The sequence below is a fragment of the Rhizobium sp. SL42 genome (genome assembly GCF_021729845.1).
Lineage (GTDB): Bacteria > Pseudomonadota > Alphaproteobacteria > Rhizobiales > Rhizobiaceae > Allorhizobium.
In genome coordinates, this window is the sequence record NZ_CP063397.1 from 3,238,346 (window position 1) to 3,263,464 (window position 25,119).

The following is a 25,119-nucleotide window of genomic DNA, read 5'->3' on the forward strand; positions in this document are numbered from 1 at the left end:
TGCTCGCTTTCTTTGCCTGCCGCGTGTCAGGCCATGGCGGCCAGCGCCTGCAAAAGAAGGGCACGCGTCTGGCTGATGTCATCGAGATAGGCTTTGGTTGCGATTTCGGCGGCCCTTGCATCGGCATGGGTGGCCGATTGAAATCGCAGGCTTGAGCCGATACGCGCCTGACCGAGCCGCCAGAGATCCGCCTCCAGCACGCCCGCGATCTTCGGATAACCGCCTGCCGTATTGGCATCGCTCATCTGGACGATCGGCTCACCTGCCGGCGGCACCTGAACGACACCGGGCATGATACCGTGCGAGCGCATTTCCACCGCTTCGATCGGCCGGATCGGCTGACCGCTCAGACGAAAACCGGTTCGGTCGCTACGAGCGGAAATCTTCCAGGCCTGTGACCAGAAACGTGCGGCATCGGCCCCGAAGAGATCGTGTTCACCGGCCGGAATGGCGCGGATGGTCAGCACGCCATCCTCGACTGGCGGGAAGACCTGCGCCAACGCCTCGGTCGGTGGCTTCACGCCAAAACCGCCCTTCGGAAAGAACCCATGCGGTTCACTGGTCATCACGGCGATCTCGTCGCCGACCGCAAGCGACCGCCCGTCAAAGCCGCCGAAGGCGCCGCGAAGCGAGGTGCTGCGCGAGCCCAGCACGGGCTCGACGCCGACACCACCGGCAAGACTGAGATAGGCCCGGGCATCCTTCAGCGGCGGATCCAGTTCAAGGACTTGGTCCGGCTGCGCTTCCGTGCACCACCAGCCGAGGAGCTTCTGGCCATCCAGACGCGCCGCGCAATCGGCACCAGTGAGCGCAAAAACCTGCTTCGCCGTAAAACGCACGCGAAAGGGAAAAGTCTGGATCTCGATGCCGGCCTCGCTCTCTGCGTTTCCGACAAGCAGATTTCCAACGGAGAGGGCAAGCGGGTCCATGGCGCCAGACGCGGTGACACCGATATTTCGATAGCCGGGTCGGCCAAGATCCTGGATTGTATTCAGCGGTCCAGTCTGAAGGATGTCGATCACAGCTCGATCCTTTCTGCCCGGAAACGCACAATATCACCGGGAGCCATAACCGCCGGCGACGCGGCCAACGGGTCGAACATCGTCAGTTCGGCATAACCGATGGAATTCCAGCCGTTCGGCCCGGTCAGCACGGCAACACCGGTCTGGGCACCACCGATCGTCACGCAACCCCGTGCCATGTTCAGCGAAGGGACCGTCTTGCGCGGCATATGGATACGAGGATCAAGACCGTGCAAATAGCCGAAGCCAGGTGCGCTACCGAGCGCAAATACCCGATATGAACCTTCGGAATGTATTTGAACAACCTCCCGATCGGTCAATCCGCTGAGATCGCAGAGGGCCGGAAGATCGGTCGCATGTTCACCTCCATAGGTGACTGCAATCTCTATTTCACGACCAGCAAGATCCACCTCGCTGGCTTGCCGCCAGCTTCGCTGCAGATCACCAACCACAGAATTCGGATCTTCCGGAATCGCATTCAGAATGACGAGAAGGTTCGTCATGCCTGGAATGATTTCGGAAACGTCCTCGCGGGCAGCCAAAATCCGGGACAACGCCCAAATGCGTCGCTGCCCCGGAAGATCAAAAGCGCCTGGCGCCTCGACAAGGAAGGCGCGAGCCCCCATGAAGGAGATCCGGGCAAGAGCGCTGCTGTCAGTACTGACTATCCCTGGCGAAGCGAAAGCCGTTGCATGGAGTTGGCTCATGCTGTCCGCTCCAGGGTAAAAAGGGGTGCACCATAACCGGATAGCTGACCATTCCGGCCGTGAATGTCACGCAGGACGCCTCTGGCAGGCGCCGAAACAGGAAGTCGAAGCGGTCCAATTTCGATCAGACCCAGGATGTCGTCGGCATCAACAGCGCTGCCGCTGGCAAGATCAGCCTGCACGAAAAAATGCCCCGCCAGAGGAGATTTTATCGTTACGGCCTCAATTTCACGCTTGTCGATATTCACCGGTTTGCCGAGGACGAGGACAAGGCTCTGTCCGTCTGCAGCCTGGATCTCGAGCTCGCAGGCACCGGAGGCTTCAAGCCAATCGGTCAGTGTTGCAATCAGCGTCGGATCGGCGAGATCGCCAAGCCGGTTACGATGTCTGGGGCCGTCACGCATTGGCGCAGAACCCTTCCTTCAAACGTTTTTCCAGATGATGAATGTCGACCGTGCCAGCAACGAAATCCGGATCGTTGAAGATTTTCACATGCAGAGGAAGATTGGTGGAGATGCCGTCGATCCGCGTTTCGGCCAGAGCCTTTCGCATCAGCAGGATCGCCTCCGTACGTGTCGGCGCATGGACGATGAGCTTGGCAATCAGCGAGTCGTAGTAAGCGGGGACACGGTAGCCGTCATGCACATGGGTATCGACACGGATGCCGGTACCGACAGGAAAGCGCGCAAGCGTGATACGACCCGGAGACGCCGCAAAGGTTTCCGGGTCTTCGGCATTGATGCGGCACTCGAAGGCGTGACCCGAGGCTGGCCGGTCGAAGGACGCAGGATCAATGGTTTCTCCCTGGGCAACCCACAACTGTTCCTGGACGAGATCGACGCCGGCAGTGGCCTCGGTTACCGGATGTTCCACCTGCAGCCGTGTATTCATTTCGATGAAGAAGAACGCACCGTTCTCATAGAGGAATTCGAACGTGCCGACACCGCGATAGCCGATTTGCCGACAGGCTTCCGCGCAGCGGGCGCCAGTGGCAGCAGCCAGCGCGGCGTCTATCCCGGGTGCCGGGGCTTCCTCTACGACCTTCTGATGGCGCCTCTGCAGGGAACAATCGCGATGCCCGACCCAGACCGCATTGCCATATTCGTCGCAGAGGACCTGGAATTCGACATGGCGCGGCTTTTCGAGAAATTTCTCCATGTAAAGTTCCGGCTTGCCGAAAGCGCGGCGGGCTTCCTCACGCGTGATCGACACGGCATCCGCTATCTCGGCGCTATTGCGCACCACCCGCATGCCTCGGCCGCCGCCACCCCCCGCGGCCTTGATGATTACCGGATAGCCGATTTCTTCTGCCACCCTGCACGTCACCTCGACATCATCCGTCAAGGGCTCGCCGGGACCCGGCACACATGGCACGCCGGCCTGCTGCATCGCGCGCTTGGCCGCGATCTTGTCGCCCATGATGCGGATGGCAGAGGCCGGAGGGCCGATAAAGACCAATCCGGCCCTTTCCAGAGCCTCTGCAAAGTCGGCGTTCTCCGACAGAAATCCGTAACCTGGATGGACAGCCCCGGCGCCACTCGCTCTCGCGGCGAGAAGTACGGCTGCCTGGTTCAGATAGCTTTTCGACGCTGTCGCAGGTCCAATACACAAGGGACCGCCATCCTCCAGCGCGGACGCTTCGGCGGCATCGGCTTCGGAGGCGATCGCAACCGCTCCCATGTTCATGGCAAGACAAGCCCGCTTGACCCGCTCGGCAATTTCACCGCGATTGGCGATAAGCACAGTGTCGAATCGACGGAGACCCCTGGCCATTTTTCTTTCAGACATCACGCGATCTCCACCAGCGGATCGCCGGCCGCGACTTCCTGACCGTCCTGGAACAGGACACGCATGATCACACCGTCAGCCGGCGCCGGCACCGTCGTGAAAACCTTCATTGCCTCGAGAATGCAAAGGCCCTGCCCTGCCTCCACCCGATCTCCCACCTGGGCAAGCGCCGGCGCACCGGGGCTTGCGGCATTGTGGACGATGCCGGAAACCGGAGCCCGCACGAGGCCCTTCTGTTCAAAAGCGGTAACAAGGTGATCGCTAGCGCCGGATGCGGCATCTCGTTCCGCTGCGGCAAGTGACCCGCCGGCAGAGGCCGGCGCATTGCGAATAACGACTGTCGTCCCGTCCTGCGTCACACGCATTTCTGCGACCCGCGAACGGCCTACATATTCGAGAAGTGCTTTGATCTTATCCAGATCCATGTCGTCCCTCAGAAACCAGATCGGGCCTTTGCGACACATTTACGCGGCGCGGCTCATAGGTCGGTCGAGGTGAAGACTTACACAACGCGACAGTGAATGGGGGCAAACAAAGTTTCTATGCCATGCCCCCAAGGGGCTGTTCGGCGTTGTGTTCGCGTATTTTTCGGGAGCACCAAGGCGGAAAAGGTTTTACGTCCGAAGACTGCCATAGCACTACCGTTTGCCTAGCCGGCAGCAAATGCGTTCGACACGAACTAGCGAACTGCCATAGGGACCTGCTCTGGGACAAAAGCTCGGACCGCCTGAAGCATCGCTTCGCCTTGTTTCAGAAGGACACGCGCTCCGCCAGTTCAGTCCCGGCCGTGTCGGCAGAAGGATTGCCAGAGACGAGACAGGCGTTCATGACGGAAGCCTGTGACGTGATGAGCGATTTCAGCGATCCTTCCAAAGCCGCTTGCCGATTTTCGATTATGTCGGCCGATCGTTTCTCCAGAGCCTCAAATTGCGCGGTTCCGCTGCTCAATACGTTCATCAACATGTCGACGTACCCCAGCAATTCGCGCTCCAGCGGCGACAGGCTCTCGGGCATCGGTGGTCTGGTCGTTCCGGTCATCGGTCAATCTCCCTGGACGATCTTCAGGCACGGCGTTTTGGCGGTCCCGGCCTGGCAGGTTATCAACTGAAGGCGGTTGACGTCCCATGTCAGGACTTTGCCGCTGCTGGTCTGGTTGATCTGTAAACCCATCTGCCAGAGGCTGGCGCTCTCGGCGCGATCGATCATCAGCGCCACCCAAAACTAGCCTGCGGTGACGCTCAAAAAGGACGATCAACAAGGCCACCGCGCCCATAGTCAGGGAGAACGGCTGCACCATCGACTGGAGCCGGTTCACGTCAACCTCGGTCGTCACCAACGCCTCGTTCAAGTGTTGGCGGTTCGCGTCCCTGAAGCTGCAGAAATCGCTCTCGATTGTAGCTTGCGCGAGCTTCAAAGCTTCGCTCCAATCGGCCAGGAAGCTCGTCGAGGGCGATGGAGTCGAGCCGGCTTCGGAACAGCTGGCCTCGCCAGCCGATCTTTCAAGCGCTCGCTCAAGATATTCTCTCGGGTCCAGTCTTCACGGAACAGGTCTCCTTTCAGACGCGAGCGCTCTTCCGTCTCCGGATCGCGTACTGTGATGTAGTTTTTTCCGGCGCGAGGCAGGTCGAAACCCGCCGCAGTCAAGACTGCGGTGATGCTCGGCCGGTCATGGATCAGCGCGGGCATCGCCGCGCCTGACTTTCTCGATGAGGCTGACGGTCTCGCGTGAGCGCTCCGGGGCCGTCGGATCGTTTCAGCCGTGTTCCTTGTTCAGGGCATCGCGCAAGGCGTTGTAGTGCCTCTGGTAGCCGGGTGGCGCGATATAAAGGCTGCTCCCGCTGACAAGCTCCATGCGCGGCGAACGAAATGAAGCTCGACACGGCCCTTATGGGTGCGGCGGACCCAAAGCATATCGCGCTGGTCAGCTTACGGCCGACAAAGGCAAGATTCTCGAGGGCGTCCATCAACTGCCGTTGCTGTTCATGGCTCGGCTCGTCTTCCGCGATAAAGGCGATGCCGCCAGCGCGGCAGGCCCACTGGTGCGGGCAGGCGTCGATCAGCGCCCGCATGCGCTGTGTGTCGCCGCGCAGCACCTACGGCTCAGGCTCGGAGGCTCGGAGGCTCGCGGGCAAACAGCATGACCTCGCGCGCTCGTTGCGGATCGCTTTGCGGTTCTGGTCGTTGGCGATGACGTGGCGCTCGAACAGATAATCAACCGGTCCCGATCCGCCGCCCTGGCCGCTTATGAAAAACTAGATCAGCACGGCGCACCATCCTTGGCCGCAAACTGCTTAATCGTTTCCGAAAGCACTCGCTTGATTGCGACGAGGCGGACGGCACCGGTGACTGCGTCGATAACGGACAGCTGGCCCTCAGCCAGCGCCGTGTTCAGCCATTACGCAATCTGATTGAGGTTGCCACCGATCCGGGCGACGTCGCCCACCAGCTCCGGGTCCACCTTGGGAACCGGATGGCATCGGCGCGTGTGAGTGAGGCCAAGCACTTAGGGCATACCCGCCAGAGCGCCACGGATCGCGCGCTGTCGCTCAAATCCTTGTCGCAGCTCAGTTGCTGAAGCCATTGCAGCTTCACGCCCCGGAAATGGCCGCGCCCCACTCATGCCGCCTCCCTGGCCGCAATATGACCGGGAAAGAAGGGGCGGAAACGGCCGAAAAAAGTGGGACGTCGGACCTACTAAGCCATTGATTTTTTGAAGTGGCGTTGTCGTCCCACATGGGATTAAGCGGCTAATTTTGCTTGGATTCAGCAGTCCCTTCGGCCCCACCAAATATCCCGATCCACAACGCGACACGCCCGATCAAATGCCGACAGGGCCGGACCACGCGCATTCGAACGCTGGTATTGGCACGGGAAATCCTTTCAGCTGCAATCTTGCTGTTTCCTTGAAGGCAGCGTTGCTGTGTTGGTCGCGGAACACGCTTTCCGATACGAGAATCTGATCGGTCGAGGCGGCGGAGCACAGGCGCGCAGCGAGCTGTACTGTCGCGCCAAAAAGATCGTTGCTGTCTTCGACGGGTTCGCCGCAATCGATGCCGATTCGGATATGGATGGGTTCCGCGTTGCCGCCATTGTAGCGGTAGAAGCCCTGATGAATGGCAGTGGCGCAATCAACGGCCTGAGTGGTGGAAATGAACGACGCCATGATGCCGTCGCCGGTGTGTTTCACTTCGCTCCCGTCGTAGTCTTTGAGGCATCTTCGAACGACAGCATCGTGTGCCCTGACCAGTTCCGTGGCCATCCGGTCGCCGAGGCGGGCGGTCATTTCCGTCGAGCCAACAATATCCGTGAACATGATCGCGCGATGGGCGCAGTCGTTATTGTTAAACTGTGCGATTGGCGGCGCGGGATCGTGGATCCGGCCAAGAAATGCCTCCACCGCCGAAAGAGCAACCTCGACAACCTCGCCGGCTACATGGCCGTGGGCGACGCGGTGGACACATTGGGCCGTTTCCCTGTCTGGTGCATCGATCAGACAAAACGCGGTGCCGCGTTCGTGGTCGAACCAGTAAGTGAGGAACTTGACACCATACGCATCCTGGATCTCCAGATCCTTCCGATGTGCCTCGGCAACATCTGCGGCGCTATACCCTTTCAGATCATGACGATCCATGAAAATGGCCATCGTCCTCTCCTTCCCCGGTCTGCAGGAAGTGTAAGCCCGATCCGGATTTTGGGCAATCGATCGCGCCCCTTGCCGTCTGCGGAAATCGTGCTCGGGTTCGGCAGGGGCCGACGCCGCGCGCAGGAGATGACGCGCTAGCACAAACCGGCTGATGCATGACCCGGAGCTTCGTTGGCTGCATTTGACCATCATCGAATAACCGACGTCACGCGGCGAAAGCTCAGCCCAGCTGACGCAGCCGGTCATCGCAATGACCGCCGCAGATTAACCGCTCCCAAGGCGACATGCGCGCTTGCGATTGAACCATGCAAGTGCCCCGCCGGCAGCGACGGTTCACGTAATGCTATGCTCTGTCACGCAAAATGAGTTCCTTTTCCATCCCGGAGCAGTCATGAGAGAATTCAATGATTGTCTGAGCCCGTTGCCGGCGCTCCTCAAGAAGAACATGCAGCATGAAAACACCGATCGCATTGCAAGAGATTTCCGAGAACAAGCTGTTTCGAAAGGGCGACGTATTTGTGCTCTTCGGCGAGCTCTTTGGACGTGGCTACGCAACCGGACTGCTGGACGAGGCCCGAAAGGCCGGCATGCAGATCGTCGGGATCACGGTGGGTCGCCGCGACGAGCATAACGCGTTGCGCCCGTTGAACGCCGACGAGCTTTCCGCCGCCGAAACGCAGCTGGGCGGCAAGATCATCAACATTCCGCTCATGGCAGGGTTCGATCTCGACGCGCCCGAAGGTCAGCCCACACCGACCGACCTGCTCGCCGGAATGACGCTTACAAGCTGGGAAGGCGACAAGCTGGACTGGGCCTATATCGAACAATGCCGCGAGATCGCAATCAAGCGGTTCACCGATGCGCTCTCGCAGGTCATGGCGATTCTGGACGGCATGATCCCGGCTGGCCGAAATGTGTTCTTCGCCCATACGATGGCAGGCGGTATCCCGAAGGCGAAGGTCTTCCTCGTTCTTGCCAATCGCATCTACAAGGGAACGGGCAGCCGGCACATGTCGTCGCAGACCCTTCTCGACAGCGACCTGGGCAAGTTGATTCTGCAGAATTTCGACGAGGTGTCCGCCAATACCTTCGGCCACCTGATCGACTTCAGTGCGGCGATCCGCGAGCGCGTGGAAGCAGCCGGCGGCCAGGTGCGGTATACGGCATACGGTTACCACGGCACGGGCATCCTCATCGATGGACAATACCGCTGGCAGACCTACACCAACTACACGCAGGGTTACGCCAAGATGCGGCTGGAAGGCATTGCGCAGAAGGCATGGGCCGCGGGCATCAAGGCAACCGTCTACAACTGCCCCGAGATCCGCACCAATTCCTCCGACGTCTTCACCGGCATCGAACTGCCGCTTATCCCGCTTCTCCTTGCGTTGCGCAAGGAAGGCGGCGGCGCATGGGCTGAACAACAGTGGCAGGCCTGTCAGGCGCTGATGGCCGACGGATATTCCGTGGACGACGTCATCGGCAAAATATCGGATCTGCAGTCAAGCGACGTGATGATCCCCTTCTATGACTTTTCCGCATGGCCCATGCCCAACAGCCAGGCCCAGGCTGATCTCACGATCGGCACCTCGCATGAAATCTCGCAGATGCACCGCGATGCAAAGGCGCTGATCAGTGACCATCTGAGCGCTCTGGTCGTAGAGGCGACGGGACAGTTGATATTCGGGGCATCGTCCGCTCCGGCAGGCCCCGTACAGTGGCTCAACCATGACGTCGTCGCACGACGCCTCAATGTGTCTCACGAGACGCCACGGGCATCGTCGGCGGGCCAAGCGGCATGATTCAAGCTCGACTCCGTCACAATTTGCGACGGCATAGATCGGGTGAATCAAATCGTTGATATTTCCGATGAAGGTGCGGCGCCAAAAGCAACCGCGCACCAAAAATAGGGGCCATCGTTAAAACACAGATGGCCCCCTGCCTTCGGGATGCACGCGCCTGGCCGGCCTGGGACAGTCCCGACACAGTGCAGGAAGAGCCATCCCGGGAGTGCAGCCAAAGGTGTTCGCTCCAAAAAGGCCAACATCTCTCGCTGAAACGGACAGGCTGGCAGGCCTCATCTTGAAGGCTGATCCCGTACAACAAGAGCAAGCCGGGATCAACGCTGGAATCGGTCACATCTCCAGCAACCTCGCCCCCTTATTCGGTACAGCCGGTATCCTTGAGCGCCTGGATATGAAACCGCCGCAGCGCCGCCTCGATATCGGCTTTGCTGAACGCGTGCCCTGCAAGGGATAGGTCGCGCGAGAGCCGCGAAACCACGTCACTGTCTCCGGCGACGACATGATCGACCTCATGCAGGTCTCGGGCATAGCGTCCAAGATCATCGCCGACAAAGCCGATCAAGGAGCCGGCCCAGTAGCCTGCGAGCAGGTTGCGGCGCGCCCGGATACCATCAAGCCCTTCGCCGTCGTGATGCTCGCCATGCGAGCGGCCTGCTGTCTTCTTGGGGTCATCGGTCGCGATAGTCATGGTCTCCTCCTTCTGATGGGACATCGTCAGCTCGAAGCCTCATTGCCGGTCAGGAACGTTGCAAGCGGCCCGCAAGCCGGGTTTCCGGCATCGAGCAGCTCGGCGGGGCTCTGCCAACCGACGGCAACGGCAACGACCGTGCTTCCCGCCCACCAGACATCGTTTCCGGCACGACTGATGAGCATCGGCGTCGTGCTGGCCAGGCAATCGCGCGACTGGCTGACCACCTCAACGGAGGCGCCAGCCTCGTTGAGGCGTGCCAGAATGTCGGCCTGCATCGGCTCGACGACAAAAGTGGCAAACAGAGAGGCAATGATTTCGGAAATCATCGAGCCACCTCCCTGAAGCGCTGCTCAAAACCCGCCAAACGGGCGATCGTGGCAACCCGCGGACCATGTTGTCCCGGACGCGGATCGCAGCCCATCGACAGGGAGAAGCGGCCTGGGCCATTTTGAGCGGAATAAGGGTGTTGCAAGGTCATGTCCTCTGGCCGGCGAGCGTGTCGGTGAAACGGTCCGACATCGCAAGAGCGCCGGGCGGCTCTCACCAGAGGGGCCCGGACCAGCGGGTTGAGCGGGAGATGGGGAGCGGCACAACCGGCGTCAAGGCCTGCCGGCAATTTATTCGCCGGAACCGATCCTCCCAGCAGCAAGTGACGGGCCATGCCGAACGGGCTTTTCAGCTCCGATACGACATGGCCCGGATAACGGTTGAGTCCCGGTGCGGGTTTTGGTCCCGCACCGATGGCTCAGTAGCGAATGACCGGGCAGCCCCGTACATTGGCAAAGACCATGCGGTCGAAGTCGCCACGGCGTACGCCGCCGACGACAACACGGCGCGGCGTGACGTCGATGATCCGCGCCCGGCGCAGGCCGCTCCATTGCGCCTTCTCAACCGCGCGATGCGGGCGGCAGTCGCCACGATCGCGACGCTCGGCACGCTCGTAGCGGCGACCCCGCTCCCCACGCCGATCGCGCTCGTCGATCACCGGACCACGGTCCCAGTGGCGCGGACCGTCGCGGTAGTCGACGCCATAGCCCGGGCCGCCGATATAGACGCCCCAGCTATCGGCCGATGCGGTGGATGTCGTGGCAGCAAGGCCGGTCATGGTCGTGACGGAGACCAGGGCAGCGATACCCAGTTTACGCAGCATGTCGATCATTTCTCTCTCCTCTTCGAGTTCCGGGCGTCTGGCCCTTTGTCCATCCCGCCATTGCGAGCGATTGAGGAGAGAATAAGTGCGTCCGGCTGAACGCAGTCCGAAGCCGTCATTCAGCCGGCATTCATGCAAATCACAGGGCAGACTTCACAGATGCAGCACGATCTGGCGGCGATGGGGCCGATCGCGGTGCTCGAAGAGATAGAGGCCCTGCCAGGTGCCCAGCAGCAGTCGCCCTCCCGCGAATGGAACACCAAGGGATACCGGCAGAATGGCAGCCTTGATATGGGCCGGCATGTCATCCGGTCCCTCGTCGCGGTGGGTGATGTAGTCCATCGCGGGATCGTTCGTTGGCGGCACGAGGCGCTGGAAAAACGCCTTGAGATCAAACTGCACAGAGGGATCGGCATTTTCCTGGATGAGCAGCGAACAGGATGTGTGCCGCACGAATACGGTCAGCAGGCCATCCTCGGCGCCTTCCTCGCTGACAAAGCGCGCCGCTTTCTCGGTGAACTCGTAGAGCCCCTGCCCGCGCGTCGACAGCTCGATTCGACCGATAGCCACTGCACTCTCCTCCCATCGTGTCCACGCCGTTTTTGGTATGGGACAAACTCTGCCTGCCGCTTGGCGCGGCCATCCCCTGCCGCTAGTCTCTGGCAAACCCAGGAGGATGAACGATGAGCCTGCTCGATACGCTGGAAAGACAGGAAAACCAGCTGGTCTTCAAGACCTTTGATGAAATCACCGCACTCGAAGTCGGTCAGGCGCTTGTCAGCCAGGCTCTGGCGGACAAGGCCCCGGTGGTGATCGACATCCGCACGCCCGACCGCACACTCTTTCATGCCGCCCTGCCCGGGTCCTCGCCGGACAATGATCACTGGGCGCGTCGAAAGAGCAATGTCGCGCTGCGTTTCCACAAGGCCTCGATGCGAATCGGTGAATTGAACCGCAGCAAGGATCGCGGCGTCACGCCCGATCTCGGCCTCGACCCGCTCGACTATGCTGATCATGGCGGCAGTTTCCCGGTCCGTCTCGGCAGTCTGGTTGTCGCGGCAATTACTGTGTCGGGCCTGAAATCGCAGGAAGATCATGACATGATCGTCAAGGTCCTCGAGGACTATCTGGCATGACAGCATTCACGGTCTGATCGCGGCAAACAGGCTCATCCGGTTGAAGACATCGCTTTCCCGCGCAAATACCATCACCGCGGGAAGCGAATACGGTCCGCCGTCATTGCCGTTTTCCGCATCGACGCCGCGGTGATCGCTGCCCCTCAGCGTGCATTCGACGGCAACACGTGTTTCTGCATCATCGGTCATCACCAGCATATCGGCCAGCGACACGTCATGCCGAAGCACATAGGCAGACAACGTATCTCGAAACGAGGCATGGCCGATCACCCTGATCCCATCGGGCAGATCAAGCACGGCATCTTCCTCGAAGGCGCTGATCAGGCGATCGAAATCACGCCGGTTCAATGCATCGATCACGGCAAGGGTCTGATCTTTCAGGGACATAGGCAAAGCTCCTTTTCCTCTCCGATTAGATAGGCCCGTCCCTGCTGCCGGCAAGGCCAGTTGTTTTCCACCGGCCATCAGAGCGGCTGCAAGACCGCTCCGGCAGCGCCGACAACCGCAGCGGTCAAAGGTGCCAACTGCGCCTTGATCGATCGGCTGACATGCCAATAGAGCGGCACGTCAAGGGGTTGCGCGTCGATCAACGGCAAGAGCCGGCCGGCAGAAATGTGCCCCGCTACCAGAGCCAGCGGGTTCATGCCCCAGCCAAGCCCGGCAATGGCCCCATCGACAAAGGCCTGGCTGGACGGCAGCCAGTGAGAAGGCCCGATCTCGGCACAGCCGATTGCCGCTTCGGCCCAGCGCGGCTGCAACTGATCCTTGACGTTGAAAGTCAAGACAGGTGCCCGTGCCAGTGTCGCAGCCGTAACGCCCTCCTCGCCGAACCAGTCTCGATGGAAGTCGGGACTTGCCGTCGCGATGTAGCGCAAGGCACCTAGCGGCCTGCAATCGCATCCCTGCACCGGTTGCGACGAACCGCTGATCGCCGCCCGCACCTCGCCACGACGCAACCAAGCGGCACTGTGATCCTGATCGTCGAGTACCAGATCGAACAGCGTTTCCTGCACCGCCGCCATCGCCGGCACGAACCACGTGGCGAGACTGTCGGCATTGACCGCAATCCGCAGGCTCGGCCAGACAGCGCCGGCATTTCGCCCCGTCTGACCAAGACCCAGGTCACGCCGCAGTCCCTGCTCCAGCAAAGCAAGTTCTTCCGCATGGCGAAACAGCCTCTGGCCGGCCTCAGTCGGCTGGCAAGGCTGCGAGCGGATGATCAGCGGACTTCCCACCTGCTCTTCCAGCGCTCGGATCCGCTGCGAAATCGCCGAGGATGTCACACCAAGCATGCGGGCCGCCCGCTCGAAGCTGCCGCTGCGCAGGACGGCGGCCAATGCGGTTAACTGGGCTGAATCCATCATTAGGTAGTCTAATCCAAGCAAAGTTTTTTTAATTTTTCTAATCATTCTGCAGGCGGTAGTCAAAGCTTCTCGAAGAAGGAGTTGCCATGTCCACTGCCCTGATCGCCGGTTTTCTGCTCGGTCTCAGCCTCATCGTCGCGATCGGCGCCCAAAATGCCTTTGTCCTGCGCCAGGGACTTTTACGCCGCCACGTTCTGCCGATCGTGCTGACCTGCGCCATATCCGATGCAATCCTGATCGCGCTCGGCGTTGCCGGTTTTGCCACCATCCTGTCGACTCTCACTTGGCTTGATCCCGTCATGCGCTACGGCGGCGCATTGTTCCTGGCCATCTATGCGCTGCGCAGCCTGCACCAGAGCATCACCGGCGCAAGCGCCCTGCGGGCGACCGACAGCCAGGAGACACGGCTGTGGCCGGCGCTCGCCACCTGCCTCGCCCTCACCTGGCTCAATCCACATGTCTATCTCGATACGGTCGTCCTCCTTGGCTCGATCTCCACCCGCTATCCCGGCCATCAAACCGCCTTCGCCCTTGGAGCGATCGTCGCATCCTTTGCGTTTTTCACCTCGCTCGGCTTCGGTGCCAGACTGCTTCAGCCGCTGTTTGCCAGGCCGCTCGCATGGCGCGTTCTGGATGGCGCGATTGCCGTCATCATGGCATCCATCGCTCTCAATCTTGTGCGCTGAACGGACAAAGCCTGCTTTGGGGATGCAGCCACCGTGCCGCTCGGCTAGAACGGTTCATGCTCGACCACGCAGGAGGATAGGTGCTCATGTTTCTCAGCAATCGCGATATCGTCGACCTGATCGACTTCCGTCAGGAATTGCACCGTCATCCGGAAGTGTCCGGCGAGGAGGAGCAAACGGCAAGGCGCATCATTGACGCCCTCAAGCCCCTGTCGCCCGCCAGCATCATCTCCGGCTTGGGTGGCCATGGCGTGGCGGCCGTATTCGAAGGTAAAGCCGCCGGCCCGACCCTGCTCTTCCGCTCAGAACTGGACGCCCTGCCGATCGAAGAAAAATCCACCGCCGCCTATCGCTCGACGATCCCCGGCAAGGGCCATCTATGCGGCCATGACGGACATTCGACCATCATGACTGCCCTGGCGCTGGGTCTTTCCCGCCAGCCACCGAAGCGCGGCCGGGTCGTCTTGCTGTTCCAGCCGGCCGAGGAGGATGGCAGTGGTGCCGCAGCGGTCTTGGCCGATCCGCGCTTTGCGGACATCGCCCCGGACTTCGCCTTTTCCCTGCACAACTTGCCCGGCATGCCGCTCGGCCACGTCGCCCTGAAGGCCGGTCCGGTCAACTGCGCCTCGCGCGGCATGAAGATCCGCTTATCCGGCAAGACCGCCCACGCATCCCAGCCTGAGACCGGCATATCGCCGATGGCAGCCATCGCCGCCCTGATGCCGGCGCTGACGGCCCTGTCGCACGGCGCCCCGCCGGATGCGGCATTCACGCTGGCCACCGTCACCCATGCATGGCTCGGCGAGGAAGCCTTCGGCATTGCCCCAGGCGATGGCGAAATATGGGTGACGCTGCGCACGCTGGTTGACGATCGAATGGCAGAACTCTGCGCCCGCGCTGAAGCGCTGGCCGAAGAGGCGGCGTCCCGTCATGACCTTACGCTGTCGACCAGCTATCACGACATTTTTCTGCATTGCGACAATGCGCCTGAGGCCGTCGCCCATCTGGCCCGCGCGCTGGACGCAGAGGGTATTTCCCATGACGAAGGCGATCTGCCGATGCGCGGGTCGGAGGATTTCGGCCGCCTGCGCGCCGTCGCCCCCTCCGCGATGTTCTTCCTCGGGTCCGGCGAAAATTATCCGGCCTTGCATAATCCCGACTATGATTTCCCTGACGCCTTGATTGCCACCGGCGCACGCATCTTCATGCGGGTGATCCGCGACCTGCTGGACTGATTGAAAGCCTATTGATCAAAAATCCGGGAAACGGCGCTTGCGCCATTCGGATCTGGGAATTGCCGCGCCGACCGAGAAGCCGAACGAGACGACTTTGGTCGCCCCGTCATCGACCTCGCAACGGAAGCTCAGGTCATACCACTGGCCGGACGCCCTGAATGCGGTCTTTGCCGGCGCCAGGAGATTGCCCTTCTTCAAGCCGAAGGACGGCAGCAGCTCCGGTCTGAACGGCGGTGAAGCATTGCGCAACTGCTCGCGTAATTCGGTCGTACACAACTGGTCCGCCCGCCGTTCCCGTGGCAATCCGTTCATCGCCGTCATCGCCGCGGGATCGCTCGAAATCACGGTCGAAAACAGCTTCTTGGCCTCATCGAGTTTTGGCGCCGCAGCCCCGACATTCGCTTCGTCCGTCGGTGTCTCAGGTTCCTTTACCTCGGCCTCGTTCAACGCCGCGATCGCCTCGCCGCTCAAGGCCTCTCCTTCGGCGGAAGGATCCGGCACCTGACCTTCTAGATCGGCTTCCGGCAACGCTATCTCCGGCAATGGCTTTGCGGCGGCCTCTTCCTTCGGCGGCTCCAAAGGCTTTTCAGCTTCGGCCACGGGCGGCTCCTCCGGATCTTCCGCAGCCGTCTCGGCCGGATCAATAGCGTCGCTGCCGTCATCGGCCTTGCGCGGCCCCGCATCCTTGTCACCGAACTGAACCACGGGACGCATCGGCAGGATCGGCGGGGCCGTGACCTCTGGCGCTGCCGTTTCCGGCGGAGTCTCTGATGGCGGGGGTTCCGTAGCTGCAGGCGGCGGTGGTGGTGGTGGCGCTTCCGCCTCTGCCGGTTCGGGCGGCTTTTCCTCCGGCGCCGGCTCTTCCTTTGCCGGTTCTTCCGGCGCAGGTGGCTCTGGCGGCGGCACCAGCGTCACATCGACCACCGGCTCCTCCGGCGGCTGTTCCGGCACGTCCGGCTCCGGCCAGGTGAAACTGAACAGCAAGGCACCCGCCACGGCAGCATGGATCAGCAGGGAGACACCCAAGCCACCACCAAAACGCCGCCACCGCATCGATCTTGCTTCTACCATCGAGCGATACTTAGCAACGAATGGGGCGGAAACAATGGTGAACCTTTGTGATCCAGCCAAATCCGGTGATGAGCACCCAAGAAAAAACCCGGCGTCACCGCCGGGTTCTGAAAATCACGATCTTGCCGCGTTTAGCTGTCCAGGAACGACCGCAGCTTGCGGCTGCGGCTCGGGTGCTTGAGCTTCCTGAGCGCCTTCGCTTCGATCTGACGGATACGTTCGCGGGTAACCGAGAACTGCTGGCCGACTTCTTCGAGCGTGTGGTCGGTGTTCATGCCGATGCCGAAGCGCATGCGAAGCACGCGCTCTTCGCGCGGCGTCAGCGAGGCGAGAACGCGTGTCGTCGTTTCGCGCAGGTTCGCCTGGATGGCGGCGTCGATCGGCAGAAGCGCGTTCTTGTCCTCGATGAAATCGCCGAGATGCGAATCCTCTTCGTCACCCACCGGGGTTTCGAGTGAGATCGGCTCCTTGGCAATTTTCAGGACCTTGCGGACCTTTTCGAGCGGCATGGCCAGCTTTTCGGCCAGTTCTTCCGGCGTCGGCTCGCGACCGATCTCGTGCAGCATCTGGCGCGAAGTACGAACGATCTTGTTGATCGTCTCGATCATGTGCACCGGAATACGGATCGTGCGGGCCTGGTCGGCGATCGAGCGGGTGATCGCCTGCCGGATCCACCATGTCGCATAGGTCGAGAACTTGTAACCGCGGCGGTATTCGAACTTGTCGACCGCCTTCATCAGGCCGATATTGCCTTCCTGAATGAGGTCGAGGAACTGCAGGCCGCGGTTCGTGTACTTCTTGGCGATCGAGATGACGAGACGCAGGTTTGCCTCGACCATTTCCTTCTTGGCGATACGCGCTTCGCGCTCGCCCTTCTGCACCATGTGCACGATACGGCGGAATTCCGTCACCGAAATGCCGGTCTCGGTCGCAAGGTTCTGGATCTCGCCGCGGATGTCGCGGATAGTCTGGTTTTCCTCGCGGGCAAAATCCTTCCAGCCACGCGCCGAAAGATTGGCAATCGACTTCATCCAGTTCGGGTCGAGTTCGGCACCCGAATACTGCTCGAGGAACGAATCGCGCTTCACGCCGTAGGATTCAGCCAGACGCAACAGACGGCCTTCGTTCTGAACGAGGCGCTTGTTGATGTCGTAAAGCTGCTCGACGAGGCTGTCGATGCGGTTCTGGTTCAGCGACAGCGACTTGACGGCCGTGATCAGCTGGTCCTTGAGTTCCTTGTAGCGGCGCTCTTGGCCCGACGACAGCGTACCGGCACAGGCAAGACGTGCCTCGACCTGCTGATCCTGCAGCTTGCGCAGCTTCTTGTAGGTGTCGGCGATCAGGTCGAGGGTTTCCATGACCTGCGGACGCAGTTCCGCCTCCATGGCGGCGAGCGACAGATTGCTCTCGTCCTCGTCTTCTTCCTCTTCTTCCTGTGGCATGCCTTCGCCGCCGATCGACGTGATGTCGTCGTCGCCGGAGGCGGCCGGGCGGCGCTTGGCGCGCTCCTTTTCCTTCTCTTCGGCAGCCTTGCGGTCAGCCTCGATCTTTTCCGGGCTCTGGAATTGCGGGGCCGCCTTGGCTTCCGGACCGGAATAGGTGGTTTCGAGATCGATGATCTCGCGCAGCAGCGTGGTGCCTTCGTTGAGTTCGTCGCGCCAGATGATCAGCGCCTGGAACGTCAACGGGCTCTCACAGAGACCGGAGATCATCGTCTCGCGGCCAGCCTCGATGCGCTTGGCGATCGCGATTTCGCCTTCGCGCGACAGAAGCTCGACGGACCCCATTTCGCGCAGATACATGCGCACCGGGTCGTCGGTACGGTCGGTCGGCTCTTTTTTCTTGGCGGTTGCGACAGCGGTTCCAGCGGACGGCGCCAGTTCGTTGCTTTCGCTTTCGTTGTCGTCAGCGTCGTCGGTATCTTCGCTCGCCGTCTGCTCCTCGGCATCTTCGTCTTCCACGACGTTGATGCCCATATCCGACAGCATGGCCATCGTGTCTTCGATCTGCTCGGACGTCACTTCTTCCGACGGCAGGACCGAATTCAACTCGTCCATGGTCACATAGCCACGCTTCTTGGCGGCCTTGATCATCTTTTTGACTGCGTCATCCGAAAGATCGAGAAGCGGACCGTCTGTCGCGCCGTCGCGTTCGCTTTCGGCTTCTTCGTTTTCTTTGACTTTCGATGCCATTTATCTCGTCGCTTTCCCTGACGTCTGATCATGCTGCCCACCGCCGGGCAAAAGGAGAGCGGACCACTCGCCCGGGCGGATAGCTGTCACTGACCTAACGGAGTGTTGCTTAATTCCTGATTAACTAAAGGCATTGCGGCCGCAGCACCAAACTCTTGAATATCCGCATGACCGGTCATCATACCAGAGATCCGTCTGAACCCACTTCACCCTTGTGTCGCTGAATTGGTGATTCCCACAATTTTTCTTGGCGTCAAGCTTTTCCACAACGAATGCCCAGAAAAACACCAAAATAGACGCCATGCGGTGGCTTATACACCTGTTGACGGGAATGTAGGTTGTCGGGCCGAAGAAACAAGGGGCCGAGGCAATTGAGCATTGCCTTATGCAGATCGGACGCGTTCACGCCTTGGCTCCTACCAGAAACCACACACGCATCTGGCCCTTGCCCTTCACCTCGATGGGGCCGCGTAACTCGAACTCGAAACGATCCTCGAGCCGTTGCTTCAGGCAGTCCGGAACCTGGATGCGACTGGCGACACCCAGTGATTCCATGCGCGCCGCCGTGTTCACCGCATCGCCCCAGACATCATAGAGCAGCTTGTTCGGACCGATCACGCCGGCCACCACCGGCCCGGTATCCATGCCGATTCGCACTTCGACCGGCTCGCCGATCTCCTCGGAGATCGCTCGGCAGCATGCAAGCAGATCCAGAGCCATCAACGCCACCGCCGCCTCATGATCTGCACGGCGTTCCGGTAGTCCGCCTGCCACCATGTAGGCATCCCCGATCGTCTTGATCTTCTCCAGCCCGTGCCGCATGGCGATGGCATCGAAGCGGCCAAAGATCTGGCTGAGGAAAGCCACCACCTGCTGTGGTCCCCAGCGTGCAGCGCGCGGGGTAAAGTTCACGATATCGGCAAACAGGATCGTCGCCGAATCGACATGGTCGGCGACGATTTGTGTTCGATGATCTTTCAGCCGATCGGCGACGGCACGCGGCAGGATATTCTGCAGCAGGCGTTCGGAGAAGCGATATTCGGTTTCCAGCGCCGTCTCCGCCTGCGCCGCCTCCTTGAAGGCGAAGAAGGAGGTGGTGAAGATGAGCAGAAACGTGAACGGCACCGTCATGTAGTACAGAACCTGCAGGAATACAGGCTCGACATGGAGGAATGAGATCGGCTGAACGAGAACGATCTCCACCACGAGGAAGGCGCAAAGCGCAATAAGCGCCACCAGTCCCGACAGGGCAAGGCGCTCGGCACCGAAAACCAGGATGGACGCAGCAGCCCCGGGCAGGAAGAAGAACTGCAGTCCCGAATCGCGTCCGAAGAACAGGCAACTGGCGAGCCCGAAGATCAGCCACATGGTGCACAGATAGACGGCGCCGGCAGTTGCACCGAAACGGTGGAAGAACGGCGTCACGGCATAGAACACCACCTGCGGCGCAAACGCGATGATTGCCGGCAAAAGACCCCAGCCGTCATAGAGCATGTAGAACAGGATATATGGTATCGTGATCAGGCTATACATGGCCGAGATCACATTGGTGACCGCCAATCGTCGGCGGACGCGCGGCGAATAGCCGGTGGTACCGATACGTGCAATCCACCAAAGCACAACGGGCAGCCGCCAGGGTGACCGGCGACCACGCGTTCCGGGCGCTATCAGTTCGAGCTCATCTGACGACACGATGCGCTCCGTGCACAAAGGTTTGCTGATGTTCCATCCCGCATTTGCAAAACGCGCGCAACCTCGAATCCGCCACACGAATTACGAGCTGTGACCTGTTGCCGGGCCTTTGACACGGCCGGACATGACCCCGAAGCCATCGATGATCGCCTCCTGGTTTTCCATCCGGGCGACTTCAAGCTGGACCTCGTGCAAGGCATTGATCAGCTGATCGATACGGCCGCCGTCATCCGCCTCGGTCGCATCGGCGACCTCGCGCTCAAGCTCGATGCGCTGCCGTTTCAGCGCCCGCGCCCGCTTGTAGAGCGAGAGGGCCTGTCGATAGCCTTCGCGCGCATCTTCAGGGGCGGCGATCTCTGTCGCCGTCCAGAGCCGGGCATTGCGGATCTGCTGGTCGAGATTGCGCAGCGTCTGGCCATGGCCATGCGTGTCGAGCCGCGCCATCAACAACTCGCGGCTCAGCGAAGGACCACCTTCGGCAACGGCCGTCAAAAGCGACGACCACAGCTTCTGCAGTGCCGGATTTTCGTAGTCGATCGCTGCGATCTCGTCATACTCGTCTTCGAGCAGTTGCGGGTGGTTGACCACGGTCAGGGCCAGCACACTCTCGCGCAATGCCGGTTGCTCCTGATGCCCGCGCACAAGGCCAGAGCGCGCCAACCGGTCGGAAATGGCGCCGCCGCCACCGGCAGATGGTCCGGGCGTCCGCCCGCCAAACCTTCCGCCGCCTTGACCACCCTGCCCGCCCTGGCCATTGCGGCCCCCGCCGCGATTGCCCTGTTCATAGCCGCCTCCGCCACCGCGACGATCGTTGCGGCCCGGCTGGCTTGACTGGAAGAAGGCGTAAAGCCGATCGCGAACATCCTGCTGGTAATGCCGACGCACATTCTCGTCTGCGATCACCATAACGATCTGCTTCAGCCGCGCCTCGAGTTCGGCCCGCTTTTCCGGCGTATCGAAACCGCCGCCACCGACCTCGCGCAACCAGACCATTTCGGCAAGCGGCCTTGCCTCCGCCATCACCCGGTCGAAAGGTCCGCGCCCGTCGCGCTTGACCAGGTCATCAGGGTCCTTGCCGTCGGGCAGCATGGCAAAGCGCAGCGATTGGCCGGGCTTGATATGCGGAAGCGCCAGATCGACGGCACGAAACGCCGCCCGCTGTCCGGCCCCGTCGCCGTCGAAACACAGCACCGGCACCGGCGTCGTCTTCCACATCAGCTGCAGCTGGTTGTCGGTCAATGCCGTGCCCAGCGGCGCCACGGCATTTTCAATGCCTGCCTGATAGAGGGCGATGACGTCCATGTAGCCTTCGACGGCAATCAGCGTCTCCGCCCCGCCAGCGCCTTGCATCGACCGGCGTGCGCGCGAAAAATTGTAAAGGACATTGCCCTTGTGGAAGAGCTCGGTTTCATTCGAGTTCAGATATTTGGCCATCGCGTCCGGCGACATCGCGCGGCCACCAAATGCGATCACCTTGTCGCGGGACGACAGGATAGGGAACATGATGCGATCGCGGAAGCGGTCATAGGAAACCGGGATCTCCGGTCCATGCACGACAAGGCCGCAGGCCTCGATCTGCTCCTTCGGCACGCCCTTGCCCGACAGATATTCCTTCAGAGCATTGCGGCTCTCCGGCGCGTAACCGAGGCGGAACGTCTCGATTGTCTTCCCCGACAGTCCGCGCTCACGCAGATAGGCCCGCGCCCGGGCGCCGCTCGCCGTCTGCAACTGGTCCTGGAAGAACTGCGTCGCCAGTTCCATGACGTCCTGCAGGGTCGTCCGTTCCCTTTCGCGGCGTTCCGCCTGCAGATCCGGTTGCGGCATGGCAATGCCCGCCATGTCGGCGATCTGCTGAACCGCTTCAGGGAAGCTCAGCCCCTCCATCTCGGTCATGAAACGAAAATGGTCGCCCGAAACACCGCAGCCGAAGCAGTGATATCGGCCCTTGCGATCCTCGCAATGAAAGCTCGGGCTCTTTTCGCCATGGAACGGGCAGCAGGCCCAGTAGTCGCCCTTCGGCGCATTGGTTTTCTTGCGATCCCAGGTCACACGACGGCCGATCACGGCCGAAATCGGCACGCGGTCACGGATCTCGTCGAGAAAGTCGTTGGAAAAGCGCATAATTGTCCCTGTTGGCTGAGTTTCATATAGGCGCGCTCTCGACCCAACGCCACGCCTTTCGCGCATGATGCCCGCAATTCACAGTCATTGACAAAAATGACAAATGTATATACAGAAAATTAATATCACGATTGTCGATGGAAGGCACATGCGAAGTCTGGATGACGTGCCCTTCGAGGATTGGGAGTTTGAGTGGGATGAAGCCAAGAGGCAGGCGAACATCCGCAAACATGGGATCGACTTTGTGCGCGCTATCATCGCGCTCGAGGGACCGAGACTGGAAACGCAATCGGATCAAAATGGAGAGGCCCGGACGCTTGCCATCTGCCCCGACACACAACGATTGATCGCTGTCGTCTACACGATGCGCGACGCAAGGTGTCGGATCATTTCGGCGCGGGCTGCACGTGACAATGAGCGAAGAGAATATCGTCAGATATACCCTTAAGGAAATTCGGGAAATGAAGGCCAGCGGCGAGGACAAAACCGACTGGGCTCGGGTCAACGCGTTGACCGACGAAGACATCGAACGCGCCATGCGCGACGATCCCGACTGGCAGGAGTTCATGGACATCGACTGGTCGAAGGCCGTGATGGTCATCCCCCAGAAGAAGAAGGCGATCTCCATTCGCCTGGACGAAGACATCATCGACTTCTTCCAGCAAACCGGCAAAGGCTACCAGACCCGTATCAACGCAGTGTTGCGGCACTTTGTCAGCGAACAGAGGCGCTCCAAGGGCTGACTATCCCGGCCAGAAATGCGAAACGCCGCCCGAAGGCGGCGCTCGTCAATGCCTTGGCCGAAGACACGACTACTTGAGCAAGTCCTTGACCAGGCCCGAGGCCTTGGCAAAGTCCATCTGGCCAGGATAACGCTCTTTCAGAGTGTTCATGCATTTGCCCATGTCGCGCAGACCTTGCGCGCCGGTCTCACTGATCACCGAGGCACACAGTGCACGCACCTTCTCTTCCGAGATCTGTTCCGGCATGAAGGACCGGATGATCTCGATTTCCTCCAGCTCCTGGGCTGCCAGTTCCGGCCGCGCATTCTCGGCATAGATCCTGGCCGACTCGTCGCGCTGCTTGATCATCTTCATCAGGATCTGCATGATCTCGTCGTCACTGACAGGATCCTTGCCGAGACCGCGGTTGGCAATGTCCCGATCCTTGATCGCCGTCTGGATCAGACGCACGGTCGAGGTGCGGCGAACATCCTTCGCCTTCAGGGACTCTTTCATCGTATTGGCGAGTATATCGCGTATCATTTCTTTCTCCGCGAAAAAGCCAATGCGGACGGTGTCGAATTGTGGCTTTTCCTTGTTTTCTGAGCCGTTTCATAGCCAGACATCTTCGGCAGTGCAAACAAATTGCACAAACCCTTGAAATGGCTTGGGAGAAATCCGCAAGCCTTCAAACTCAAGAATTGACCTGACGGATCGATCCGTCTATTGCTCGGCACCTGCACGAAATTGTCATCAGGGCCGAACACGCGCGACTACGCGCGCCCTCGATCTGCAACATAGATGGCCCTTGGAAGCCGCCCTGACAAGTGGGCTGCCGCGAGGGCGAACAAGGAACGACCATGACCGCGACAGCCCCCTGGACCACACGCAAGCCGACCGCCCTTCTCGTTCTTGCTGACGGGACGGTCATCGAAGGTCACGGCATCGGGGCGACCGGCAAGGTCCAGGCCGAGGTCTGCTTCAACACGGCGCTGACCGGGTACCAGGAAATCCTGACCGACCCATCCTATCTCGGCCAGATCGTCACCTTCACCTTCCCGCATATCGGCAATGTCGGCACCAACGAGGAAGATATCGAAGACCTGACGCCGGCTGCCCGCCACGGCGCCGTGGGCACGATCTTCAAGGCCGACATCACCGAGCCATCGAATTACCGCGCCGCCTCCCATCTCAATGGCTGGCTGAAGGCCCGTGGCATTATCGGCCTCTCCGGCGTCGACACCCGCGCGCTGACCGCCTGGATCCGCGAAAATGGCGCACCCAATGCCGTCATCGCCCACGACCCGAATGGCGTTTTCGACATCGATGCGCTGAAAGCCGAAGCCAAGGCCTGGAGCGGCCTCGAAGGCCTCGACCTCGCCAAGGTCGCCACCTCCGGCCAGTCTTCGGTCTGGAGCGAAAAGGACTGGAACTGGGAGGAAGGTCACACCACGCTCGGCGCAGCCGAAGCGAAGTATCATATCGTCTGTGTCGACTTCGGCGTGAAGCGCAACATCCTGCGCCTGTTTGCCGGACTGGATTGCAAGGTCACGGTCGTGCCGGCGTCAACATCGGCGGAAGACATCCTCGCGCTGAACCCCGATGGCATCTTCCTGTCCAACGGCCCGGGAGATCCGGCCGCAACCGGTGAATATGCGGTGCCGGTCATCCAGACCCTGGTCAAGAGCGAAAAGCCGCTGTTCGGCATCTGCCTCGGCCACCAGATGCTCGGCCTGGCGCTTGGCGGCACCACCGAAAAGATGCACCAGGGCCACCACGGCGCCAACCATCCGGTCAAGGACTTCACCACCGGCAAGGTTGAGATCGTCTCGATGAACCACGGCTTCGCGGTCGACTCGAAGTCGCTGCCGGAGAGCGTTGAAGAGACTCACGTTTCCCTGTTCGACGGCACCAATTGCGGCCTGCGCCTCAAGGGCAAGCCGGTGTTTTCGGTCCAGCATCATCCGGAAGCATCTCCGGGCCCGCAGGACAGCCACTACCTCTTCCGCCGCTTCATCAACATGGTGCGCGAGAACAAGGGCGAGCCGGCATTGGCCGAGCGCTGATCGCGCTCTACACGACCTTCCACAAGCA

Annotated in this window: 27 protein-coding genes; 7 read left to right on the plus strand and 20 right to left on the minus strand. The window is 60.8% G+C overall.

The annotated features are described in order from the left end of the window. Positions 1 to 26: 26 nt before the first annotated feature. The 9 genes from IM739_RS15255 to IM739_RS15295 all read right to left on the minus strand — a co-directional run bounded on the left by IM739_RS15255 (position 27) and on the right by IM739_RS15295 (position 7,160). The gene (locus IM739_RS15255) at positions 27 to 1,022 is read right to left on the minus strand and encodes a biotin-dependent carboxyltransferase family protein (RefSeq protein ID WP_237368550.1); all 996 of its coding nucleotides are present in this window, start codon (positions 1,020 to 1,022) and stop codon (positions 27 to 29) included. Further along, positions 1,019 to 1,729, minus strand: a complete 711-nt coding sequence (gene pxpB, locus IM739_RS15260; RefSeq protein WP_237368551.1) for a 5-oxoprolinase subunit PxpB — start codon at positions 1,727 to 1,729, stop codon at positions 1,019 to 1,021. Before pxpB ends, IM739_RS15255 begins: the two co-directional genes overlap by 4 nt. Beyond that, entirely contained in the window at positions 1,726 to 2,133 is a 408-nt protein-coding gene (locus IM739_RS15265; RefSeq protein WP_237368552.1) for a biotin/lipoyl-containing protein, read from the minus strand. The genes pxpB and IM739_RS15265 overlap by 4 nt, the downstream gene beginning before the upstream one ends. Next, on the minus strand, positions 2,126 to 3,517 hold the full coding sequence (locus IM739_RS15270) for an acetyl-CoA carboxylase biotin carboxylase subunit (protein ID WP_237368553.1): 1,392 nt from the start codon (positions 3,515 to 3,517) through the stop codon (positions 2,126 to 2,128). Before IM739_RS15270 ends, IM739_RS15265 begins: the two co-directional genes overlap by 8 nt. Continuing rightward, complete coding sequence (locus tag IM739_RS15275; RefSeq protein WP_237368554.1) at positions 3,517 to 3,942, minus strand: acetyl-CoA carboxylase biotin carboxyl carrier protein; 426 nt, start codon at positions 3,940 to 3,942, stop codon at positions 3,517 to 3,519. The genes IM739_RS15270 and IM739_RS15275 overlap by 1 nt, the downstream gene beginning before the upstream one ends. A gap of 325 nt (positions 3,943 to 4,267) precedes the next feature. Further along, positions 4,268 to 4,555 (minus strand): hypothetical protein, encoded by a 288-nt coding sequence (locus IM739_RS15280; RefSeq protein WP_237368555.1) that lies wholly within the window; start codon positions 4,553 to 4,555, stop codon positions 4,268 to 4,270. 3 nt (positions 4,556 to 4,558) lie between these two features. Further along, entirely contained in the window at positions 4,559 to 4,723 is a 165-nt protein-coding gene (locus IM739_RS15285; protein ID WP_237368556.1) for a hypothetical protein, read from the minus strand. Between the two features lie 204 nt (positions 4,724 to 4,927). Beyond that, positions 4,928 to 5,203, minus strand: a complete 276-nt coding sequence (locus IM739_RS15290; RefSeq protein ID WP_237368557.1) for a hypothetical protein — start codon at positions 5,201 to 5,203, stop codon at positions 4,928 to 4,930. A 1,132-nt stretch (positions 5,204 to 6,335) separates the two neighbouring features. After that, complete coding sequence (locus IM739_RS15295; RefSeq protein ID WP_237368558.1) at positions 6,336 to 7,160, minus strand: nickel-binding protein; 825 nt, start codon at positions 7,158 to 7,160, stop codon at positions 6,336 to 6,338. Positions 7,161 to 7,612: 452 nt separating this feature from the next. Between IM739_RS15295 and IM739_RS15300 the strand changes: the two genes are divergently transcribed. After that, positions 7,613 to 8,962, plus strand: coding sequence for an enoyl ACP reductase FabMG family protein (locus IM739_RS15300; protein WP_237368559.1), 1,350 nt, complete (start codon positions 7,613 to 7,615; stop codon positions 8,960 to 8,962). Positions 8,963 to 9,320: 358 nt separating this feature from the next. Here IM739_RS15300 and IM739_RS15305 read toward each other — a convergent pair whose 3' ends face one another. The 4 genes from IM739_RS15305 to IM739_RS15320 all read right to left on the minus strand — a co-directional run bounded on the left by IM739_RS15305 (position 9,321) and on the right by IM739_RS15320 (position 11,376). Further along, positions 9,321 to 9,653, minus strand: a complete 333-nt coding sequence (locus tag IM739_RS15305; RefSeq protein WP_237368560.1) for an ATPase inhibitor subunit zeta — start codon at positions 9,651 to 9,653, stop codon at positions 9,321 to 9,323. A 26-nt stretch (positions 9,654 to 9,679) separates the two neighbouring features. Continuing rightward, positions 9,680 to 9,982, minus strand: coding sequence for a hypothetical protein (locus tag IM739_RS15310; protein ID WP_237368561.1), 303 nt, complete (start codon positions 9,980 to 9,982; stop codon positions 9,680 to 9,682). Positions 9,983 to 10,401: 419 nt separating this feature from the next. Continuing rightward, entirely contained in the window at positions 10,402 to 10,815 is a 414-nt protein-coding gene (locus IM739_RS15315; protein ID WP_442981051.1) for a hypothetical protein, read from the minus strand. Between the two features lie 144 nt (positions 10,816 to 10,959). After that, complete coding sequence (locus IM739_RS15320; protein ID WP_237368562.1) at positions 10,960 to 11,376, minus strand: secondary thiamine-phosphate synthase enzyme YjbQ; 417 nt, start codon at positions 11,374 to 11,376, stop codon at positions 10,960 to 10,962. 113 nt (positions 11,377 to 11,489) lie between these two features. Between IM739_RS15320 and IM739_RS15325 the strand changes: the two genes are divergently transcribed. Beyond that, entirely contained in the window at positions 11,490 to 11,942 is a 453-nt protein-coding gene (locus IM739_RS15325) for a heme-degrading domain-containing protein (RefSeq protein WP_237368563.1), read from the plus strand. Positions 11,943 to 11,948: 6 nt separating this feature from the next. On the opposite strand, the gene IM739_RS15330 is transcribed toward IM739_RS15325, so the two are convergent. Both IM739_RS15330 and IM739_RS15335 read right to left on the minus strand, forming a co-directional pair. Then, entirely contained in the window at positions 11,949 to 12,329 is a 381-nt protein-coding gene (locus IM739_RS15330; protein WP_237368564.1) for a nuclear transport factor 2 family protein, read from the minus strand. A 77-nt stretch (positions 12,330 to 12,406) separates the two neighbouring features. Next, complete coding sequence (locus IM739_RS15335) at positions 12,407 to 13,306, minus strand: LysR family transcriptional regulator ArgP (protein WP_237368565.1); 900 nt, start codon at positions 13,304 to 13,306, stop codon at positions 12,407 to 12,409. 86 nt (positions 13,307 to 13,392) lie between these two features. Here IM739_RS15335 and IM739_RS15340 point away from each other — a divergent pair, with 86 nt between their 5' ends. Both IM739_RS15340 and IM739_RS15345 read left to right on the plus strand, forming a co-directional pair. Then, on the plus strand, positions 13,393 to 13,992 hold the full coding sequence (locus IM739_RS15340) for a LysE/ArgO family amino acid transporter (RefSeq protein WP_237368566.1): 600 nt from the start codon (positions 13,393 to 13,395) through the stop codon (positions 13,990 to 13,992). 86 nt (positions 13,993 to 14,078) lie between these two features. Next, positions 14,079 to 15,227, plus strand: a complete 1,149-nt coding sequence (locus IM739_RS15345) for an amidohydrolase (protein ID WP_237368567.1) — start codon at positions 14,079 to 14,081, stop codon at positions 15,225 to 15,227. Positions 15,228 to 15,242: 15 nt separating this feature from the next. On the opposite strand, the gene IM739_RS24070 is transcribed toward IM739_RS15345, so the two are convergent. From IM739_RS24070 to dnaG, 4 genes are all read right to left on the minus strand, one after another. Continuing rightward, entirely contained in the window at positions 15,243 to 16,280 is a 1,038-nt protein-coding gene (locus IM739_RS24070) for a DUF930 domain-containing protein (RefSeq protein WP_272911319.1), read from the minus strand. 149 nt (positions 16,281 to 16,429) lie between these two features. Next, positions 16,430 to 18,490 (minus strand): RNA polymerase sigma factor RpoD, encoded by a 2,061-nt coding sequence (gene rpoD / locus IM739_RS15355; RefSeq protein WP_237368568.1) that lies wholly within the window; start codon positions 18,488 to 18,490, stop codon positions 16,430 to 16,432. Positions 18,491 to 18,892: 402 nt separating this feature from the next. Next, the gene (locus IM739_RS15360; RefSeq protein ID WP_237368569.1) at positions 18,893 to 20,182 is read right to left on the minus strand and encodes an adenylate/guanylate cyclase domain-containing protein; all 1,290 of its coding nucleotides are present in this window, start codon (positions 20,180 to 20,182) and stop codon (positions 18,893 to 18,895) included. A gap of 81 nt (positions 20,183 to 20,263) precedes the next feature. Beyond that, positions 20,264 to 22,303, minus strand: a complete 2,040-nt coding sequence (gene dnaG / locus IM739_RS15365; RefSeq protein ID WP_237368570.1) for a DNA primase — start codon at positions 22,301 to 22,303, stop codon at positions 20,264 to 20,266. Between the two features lie 148 nt (positions 22,304 to 22,451). On the opposite strand from dnaG, the gene IM739_RS15370 reads away from it, so the two are divergent. Both IM739_RS15370 and IM739_RS15375 read left to right on the plus strand, forming a co-directional pair. Next, positions 22,452 to 22,751, plus strand: coding sequence for a BrnT family toxin (locus IM739_RS15370; protein ID WP_237368571.1), 300 nt, complete (start codon positions 22,452 to 22,454; stop codon positions 22,749 to 22,751). Between the two features lie 13 nt (positions 22,752 to 22,764). After that, positions 22,765 to 23,046 carry a BrnA antitoxin family protein gene (locus tag IM739_RS15375; protein WP_442981052.1) on the plus strand — a complete coding sequence of 94 codons (282 nt, stop codon included), beginning with the start codon at positions 22,765 to 22,767 and terminating at the stop codon, positions 23,044 to 23,046. A gap of 69 nt (positions 23,047 to 23,115) precedes the next feature. Here the strand turns inward: IM739_RS15375 and IM739_RS15380 are convergent, their stop codons facing one another. After that, positions 23,116 to 23,568, minus strand: a complete 453-nt coding sequence (locus IM739_RS15380; RefSeq protein ID WP_237368573.1) for a GatB/YqeY domain-containing protein — start codon at positions 23,566 to 23,568, stop codon at positions 23,116 to 23,118. A 317-nt stretch (positions 23,569 to 23,885) separates the two neighbouring features. Here IM739_RS15380 and carA point away from each other — a divergent pair, with 317 nt between their 5' ends. Next, entirely contained in the window at positions 23,886 to 25,091 is a 1,206-nt protein-coding gene (gene carA, locus IM739_RS15385) for a glutamine-hydrolyzing carbamoyl-phosphate synthase small subunit (RefSeq protein ID WP_237368574.1), read from the plus strand. The last annotated feature ends 28 nt before the right edge of the window (positions 25,092 to 25,119 follow it).